The sequence below is a fragment of the Nostoc sp. XA010 genome, assembly GCF_020829625.1.
In the GTDB taxonomy this organism is placed as follows: domain Bacteria; phylum Cyanobacteriota; class Cyanobacteriia; order Cyanobacteriales; family Nostocaceae; genus Nostoc.
In genome coordinates this window covers 1-6711 of record NZ_JAIVFX010000097.1, presented here as the reverse complement: position 1 = coordinate 6711, position 6711 = coordinate 1, and the positions used below count along the sequence as shown (strand labels likewise).

Below are 6711 nucleotides of genomic sequence, written 5' to 3'. Positions count from 1 at the left end.
ATTAAATTTTTCGAGAGTGCCTTCAGGTACAAGCAACCTTTTTAGTTGTTTTTGTTCTCGTAGATTACACGCGAACAAATTATGATTTATTCCGTTATCTATTTTCCCTTAACCGAGCAGTATTGACATCTGCTCGCGCTACACTCTCAGGAAAACTTAAGCGGAAATTGTTGTTATCAATGTTCAACCCTACCGTTCCCCCTGCTGCCAATCCTCCTAATTCGATTCGACCATCTGGAGCAAACACGATCGCTCCTTGTAAATTCACATCGCCTCCCAATAGCACTAAACTCTGACTCTCAGGAACGAATAGAAATGCTTCATTGACTTGAATCGGCCCAACAGGCTGGGATGGAATTTGATTGAATAGAAATGCAGAAGGATTCACTCTCAGCAAGGGGTTAAGCGGATTGACGGGTGAAGTCATGGAAAATTCTCCACCACCCGGAAACTGGATCGCATTAGCTGTTGTGCCAATAAATGAACCATTAACATTTAATGAGGCATTTTGTCCAAATATGATGCCGTTAGGATTCATTAAAAAGAAATTAGCATTACCTTGAGTTTGAAGGGTTCCCTGGATGTCAGAGGGATTTCTCCCTGTAACTCGCACCAAAATATTGTTAATGGTAGAGGCGTTTTGGAAATTGACTATCTCTTCACTTGGAATACTAAAGTTGCTAAAACTATGGAATAAATTTGTATTGCCAACGGTTGTACCCCCTGTAATATCCAAGGTAGTGTTGTCGATTCGCTTCACTTGAGTTCCCACAGAGGGATCAGCAGTGACCTGAGCAAAGGTAGGATTGCACAGTTGTCCGCTAATCGTAATTCCCAAAAACCATCCCCAACAAGTACTCCTGAAAACAGACATTGCACCCCCTTGGCTTTGTAGTCGTTACCTAACAACAACACTGCATTAGTAACTTGGAACGCTTTATTAGTAAGCTTTTTTGAACTTACTTTAATCTAGTTCCGCTTTCGTGTCGCAGCTGAATTACGTAAAAATAAATTACCAACTCCAATCGGATTTTCAAAACGAGGGTTGAAATAAGCATCCGTGCAGAACTTACGCGCTTGGATTTGATGACCTCTTTTCAACATCCTGTAAAAAAGATCGGGAGATTTGCATAAGAATACTTCATTCCCATGAAATAAGGAAGGAGCTGTTCTAAAGGTGTTATTGCACCAAGAGAGAAAATGCCGAATTAAACAAACAGTGTGCAGCACTAAAGCGCATGCCAAAAGTTACAGCTTGCCGAAACTTACACACACATCACACACCGGAAGCGGAAAATTATATTATGTCCAGACTAATTGTTTCTTTGCCCCCATTAGAAGGCACTTCTGCTTTGGATCTAGTGGTGGGACAAGAGGATAATGCATTCCCAGCAATTGGAATTGAGGTTCTAAAAAACGGAGTCATCGATACTAGAGGAGGTAACGACACTATCAAGGGTAGTGCCACTGGTGGCGACCAAGATTTCTCCAGCAGTGAGGGCGCAGGCACTGGCACAGGCATTGCTAACAGTGGCATCATCAATGCAGGGAAAGGAGATGATACTATCTCTGGCACAGGCACTGGCGGTTTCGACTATTATATAGACTCTGCACCTGGTATAGGTATCTCTAACACTCAAGGCGGCTACATTAATGCAATACTCCGGACAATTTTTAGTTGAGGGAATAGACAAGAAAGCTATCGAGCCATTAAGGTGCTGATTAGAAAAAACTTGCACCGACTCGATAGCCATATGGAAATTGTACAAGGCTTACTGAGCAAAATGGGGATTTTCCACAAACCGCAGATCAAAGCATTGACAACGCTGTTTGCCACGATTCTAATTGCCTGTGGCAAAGTAAACTTTAGCAACTTGAGTCGTTACAGCCAACGAACAGAGAGAAGTTATCGCCGACAGTTTAAAAAACAGTTTGATTTTGCTCAGTTCAACGCGGAAGTAATCAAAGCAGCAACGTCTGAAAATCACTCAATGATTGCCGTGATGGATTGCTCATTCATTGCCAAAAGCGAGAAAAAAACCTTTGGCCTTGACCAATTTTATAATGGCAGTCACAATCGAGTCGAGAGAGGATTAGAAGTGTCCTTGGTGGCGGTAGTAGACGTAGAAACTGAAGTGGGCTATGCCCTGCTTGCCGAACAAACCTTTGACCAAGGCGAATGTCCAGACCTAACGCGGATGGACTACTATCTCCACCACCTAGAAATTACTCAACCTCAATTACCTCCCCAAATTCGCTATCTTGCAGTTGATGGAGCCTATGCCAAGGAGCCTTTTGTCAGCGGAGTGAGGAGGCTCAAGCTGGATGTGATTAGTAAACTGCGGCGAGACGCGAATCTGCGATATGTGTTTGAGGGTGAACAGAAAGTGCGGGGAGCTAAACGCAAATATGATGGCAAAGTTGATCTAGCCGACCCTACTCGCTTGGCTTGGGTACGCGAACTACAATCAGGGGTTAAACTCTATACAGCAATTGTATGGCACGTTTCACTCAAGCGCAAAATCCGCCTGGCTTATGTACTTGACCATCGTAAGCCTAACAAACCGAGTTATGCTGTCTTATTCTCGACAGATATCAACCAATCGGCAGACGAGATTTATCGTTTCTACAAACTGCGCTTTCAAATCGAATTTATTTTCCGCGATGCTAAACAATTTACCGGACTAAGTGATTGTCAAGCCCGTGATGTCAAAAAACTTGACTTTCATTTCAATGCTAGTTTTACTGCCCTCAATATTGCCAAGCTCGATACTCATCGACAGCAGTTGAGCCAACAACCCTTTGTCTTTTCAATGGCCAGTGTCAAGCGACGCGCACTCAATGACCATTTGCTCGACACCTTTATTTCAAAGTTAGGACTCTCGCCGACTTTGATTAAATCCCATCCTAACTATCAAAACCTACGTTCTTACGGGGTTATTGCTGCCTAATTTTGTCCGGAGCATTGTTAATGGAGGAGACGGAAAAGATTTGATCTCCGGGACCGGAAACAGAGGCGGCGATTTTGTAAGAGGCTTTGCTAAAGGCATCAATAATACTCAGGATAGCCGCATTGATGGAGCAAAAGGGGACGACTCTATCTTTGGAACTGGAAATGGACAATCTGGAGTTGCTGGTATAGGAATCTTCAACAGTGGTGGCAGCGATATTAATGGAGGAGAAGGGAAGGATTCCATCAAGGGAACTGGAACTAGTAGTTTTTTTGGAGGAGATGGTACAGGCATCTTCAACAGTGATGGTAGCGTTATTAGTGGAGGTCTTGGAAACGATTCTATTACTGGTATCGGCAAGGGCGGTAACGCGTTAGCATCGCCCGATAGGCTTAATACCCCTTCAGGTAACGGTATAGGCATCTCTAACAGTAAGGGTAGCACCATAAGTGGAGGGCAGGGAAACGACTTAATCTCTGGCACAGGCACCGGCGGTGCAGGGGACAATGGCCCTTTTGGGGATTATGAACCTGGTGTAGGTACAGGCATTGTTAACAGTGGCAGCATCAGTTTAGGCGATGGCAACGATACCCTTGTCGGTACTGGCATTAGTAAAGGCATAGGTATTGTTAATACTAATGGCATCATCTGTGGAGGGGCAGGAGATGATAGCCTTACTGGGTATGGTGCCAAAATTGGCATCCAAGGTGGCACAATTGATGGCGGAAACGGTAACGATTACTTCAAAGCCCGTCGAATTGATGATAGTAGTAATGCCGTTTCAGACCAAAGGGGCGCTATTGCCGATGTCGTGATTAAGGGTGGATCTGGAGCCGACACATTTGATGTTGGTTACGGTAATGCCACAATCAATGGTGGTTCGGGATGGGACAAACTAATTCTGCCTGATGTCAAAAGTGATTACACCATTCTAGGCAGCTCGAACAATTACACAATTAAACGCGATCAGTTCACATTGAATGTATTGAATGTTGAGGAAATTACCTTTTTTGGCGTTCCTCCACAGGACAGTGTTCAAGGCATTACTCTTTAGGTATTTCCAACAAGCACACTCGGGATGGATTTTCCTCCTTCAAGATGTTTGAAAAGTTCTATTGTAGGTATCAAAAAGTTCTGAACCTCCTAAACCCCCGATAAATTGGAGGACTTAGATTCCGGTTCTAGAACATTTTATTGGGGAGTGGGCGCAGTAACAGGGGTTTCCCCATGAGCGACTAGCTTGGGTGTTGGGGGATACCATATCTATGAAACAGGTACTGGGCTGGCATATTCCAGCAATCGTTCCCATCCCCAGACCCATGCAGTTTTTACTCTTATCTCTTTACCGTTGCTGAATTTGATAAATTCTCCACCTCCGTCAAAAAATACATCAACAACCAACTGATTCCGCATATCGCGTCCCCACATTTTTTCTGCGGCATTCCACCACCGTTGCCCAGGTGAAGAGAACATCTCCCTTTCTAAATATTCATCGCGCCATGCTTTCGGCTTCCAATTATCCTGTAGCGCACGAATTAATAAGGCATTGGGGAAAATCTCTTTCTCGTGTTCACTCAGCCACAGAGCATATTCAATTGCACTTCGCAAGGCATTTTCTAAATCTAAAGAACAACCTTCAAGTGCATCTTGGACTTCGGCATCTGCAAAATTTACACCGATAGATAAGAGCGCTCCTTCGTATTTCTTAAATACCTCGTACTCAACCGATTCCTTTTCCAAAACCACATAGCATACCCCTAACTATGTTGAGCATCTAATCAAAATTTACCATCGAGCATCCCAAACTGGGGTATGAAGTCAGCATAACCTAGAAAATCCGTGGGACTACCGCTAAGAGTGCGATCGCTTTCTTGGCGGGTGGTTACGTCATCGCTAAATTGATTTTTTAATCTTCACAAAAAATTAAAATTGTAGTGTTTTTAGCTAATTGAAGAGGTTAAACCCTCAGAGACAAGCTCAATATCGAAAGTGGGTATGAAATTAGGCTTGTTTTCAAGAGTAGCGAATTGGGTTCCCTGGAAAGACAAGCCACCAGTGTTGCGGTTGTAACTGAACTCGTTAGTGGAAGTAGTGCCAAACCCAATTGTGGAAATCTGAATTTTGTCGATCTGTAAGTAGCTGAAGTCTTTGATGATGTCAATGCCTTCAGACCTGAAGTTGAAGACAAATGTATCAGCACCAGCATTGCCTGTGAGTATGTTGTTACCAGCACCGCCATTTAAGAAGTCGTTACCAGAACCCCCATTTAAGAAGTCGTTACCAGCACCGCCAACAAGTGTGTCGTTACCAGCCTCGCCAACCAAAATGTCGTAGTCCCCATAGCCAAGCAAGTAGTCATTGCCATCGCCGCTAACCAAAAAGTTTTGACCGACATTCCCCTCAATTCGATTGTCCAGGGCGTTGCCTATGCCATTAATATCCTCGCTACCTGTGAGAACCAAGTTTTCTAGGTTGTCACCCAATTTGTAGTTGAACGAAGACTCAACCGTATCGGTTCCTTCATTCAAGTATTCTATAATCTTATCGATATTCTGCTCACTGGGTACATTGTCCTCAGAACTCTGGTTCCCGTATACATAAGTAATATAAGTGTCGTTGCCAGTTCCACCAGTTAGGGTATCAAAACTGTCACTACCATCAAGGATGTCATCGCCTTCTTCGCCATACAGTAGATTACCAGCATTGTCTTCTCCACCATTCAAATAATCATTGCCCAAACCACCGTACAGTTCATCCCGGTTTGCACCACCGTTAAGGCTGTCATTGCCCGGACTACCATACAACACATCGTAGCCATCGTTGCCATACAGTACATCGTTGCCTTCCAAACCATAAATATACTCGTCAGCCGAGGTTCCTTGAATTGTGTCAGAATCTGTGGTGCCGTAGATGGATTCGGTTTTTTCTAAACGAGTTACAACGGGTGCTGGGGCAACTACAACTGTAATTATATTTACATGATTACGGTTGTGATTCACGGGGTCAATACTGATAACCTCACCCGAAAAGTTTTTAATAATATCAAAACCATCAGTACTAAAGACGTACAATTCATCAGGAGAACCAAGAACGAGGACATCAATTACATTGTTGAAGACAAACTCATCAGCAGCACCAAGACCATTGAGAGTGTCATCACCTAAATCGCCGAAAATGGAATCATTTTCTAAAGTCCCAGTCAGATTGTCGTTACCAAAAGTACCGTTAATAGATGCCATGTCCATCACTCCTTGTCAAACTATGGTTCAGTGCAGAGTTAAGTTAATTTAATGTGAGTCCGACGGCAACGAAAGCCAGAAAGCTTGCTATCAAAGGAATTTAAGGAATCGGGGAAGGAAACAATAACTAATATTTATGGAGAATAAATAAAGAAAGCATAAAAAAACACCGAGACTAAAAAATATTTCAAAAAAATTATGCGCCAGTGGGATGCCGAACACGAGTGCGTCTCCAAGAGTTGGCAGCAAGCTACGCTTTTTATTCTTTTGTAACACCTCCTCAAATTTCCATTTCCTCTTCTGACAATTCTTTTGCAATCATGGATGATGACCAACTTTTTGGGAGTGCTAGTGCATTTTTTTCATGATTGATATATGTTAATAAGTTGTTTGCAACAGTTAATTAACAGCATACTTGAATAGGGAAACAACCGTTTACAAGTAGCAGAAATGACACAAAAGTTTTTAATGTAATACCAGAGAATATTCAGAGATTGCAAAAATTAATGAATAATTCAAAA

6 protein-coding genes are annotated in these 6711 nt (G+C 43.0%); 3 read left to right on the top strand and 3 right to left on the bottom strand.

From position 1 onward, the window contains the following. Positions 1-94 precede the first annotated feature (94 nt). Positions 95-874, bottom strand: coding sequence for a filamentous hemagglutinin N-terminal domain-containing protein (locus LC608_RS35890; protein WP_229558057.1), 780 nt, complete (start codon positions 872-874; stop codon positions 95-97). Between the two features lie 430 nt (positions 875-1304). On the opposite strand from LC608_RS35890, the gene LC608_RS35885 reads away from it, so the two are divergent. The 3 genes from LC608_RS35885 to LC608_RS35875 all read left to right on the top strand — a co-directional run bounded on the left by LC608_RS35885 (position 1305) and on the right by LC608_RS35875 (position 4005). After that, positions 1305-1682 carry a hypothetical protein gene (locus tag LC608_RS35885; protein ID WP_229558056.1) on the top strand — a complete coding sequence of 126 codons (378 nt, stop codon included), beginning with the start codon at positions 1305-1307 and terminating at the stop codon, positions 1680-1682. Between the two features lie 321 nt (positions 1683-2003). After that, positions 2004-2951, top strand: coding sequence for a transposase (locus LC608_RS35880; protein ID WP_229558058.1), 948 nt, complete (start codon positions 2004-2006; stop codon positions 2949-2951). Positions 2952-2991: 40 nt separating this feature from the next. After that, positions 2992-4005, top strand: a complete 1014-nt coding sequence (locus tag LC608_RS35875) for a calcium-binding protein (protein ID WP_229558055.1) — start codon at positions 2992-2994, stop codon at positions 4003-4005. Positions 4006-4214: 209 nt separating this feature from the next. Here LC608_RS35875 and LC608_RS35870 read toward each other — a convergent pair whose 3' ends face one another. Together LC608_RS35870 and LC608_RS35865 are read right to left on the bottom strand one after the other, a co-directional pair. Beyond that, positions 4215-4697: a hypothetical protein gene (locus LC608_RS35870; RefSeq protein WP_229558054.1), complete on the bottom strand. Its 483-nt coding sequence runs from the start codon at positions 4695-4697 to the stop codon at positions 4215-4217. A 194-nt stretch (positions 4698-4891) separates the two neighbouring features. After that, the gene (locus tag LC608_RS35865; protein WP_229558053.1) at positions 4892-6190 is read right to left on the bottom strand and encodes a calcium-binding protein; all 1299 of its coding nucleotides are present in this window, start codon (positions 6188-6190) and stop codon (positions 4892-4894) included. Positions 6191-6711 lie beyond the last annotated feature (521 nt).

What these genes read in the sequence shown, in the direction of transcription:
- LC608_RS35890 (WP_229558057.1), bottom strand. Translation starts at nt 874, where the DNA reads ATGTCTGTTTTCAGGAGTACTTGTTGGGGATGGTTTTTGGGAATTACG.
- LC608_RS35885 (WP_229558056.1), top strand. Translation starts at nt 1,305, where the DNA reads ATGTCCAGACTAATTGTTTCTTTGCCCCCATTAGAAGGCACTTCTGCT.
- LC608_RS35880 (WP_229558058.1), top strand. Translation starts at nt 2,004, where the DNA reads ATGGATTGCTCATTCATTGCCAAAAGCGAGAAAAAAACCTTTGGCCTT.
- LC608_RS35865 (WP_229558053.1), bottom strand. Translation starts at nt 6,190, where the DNA reads ATGGCATCTATTAACGGTACTTTTGGTAACGACAATCTGACTGGGACT.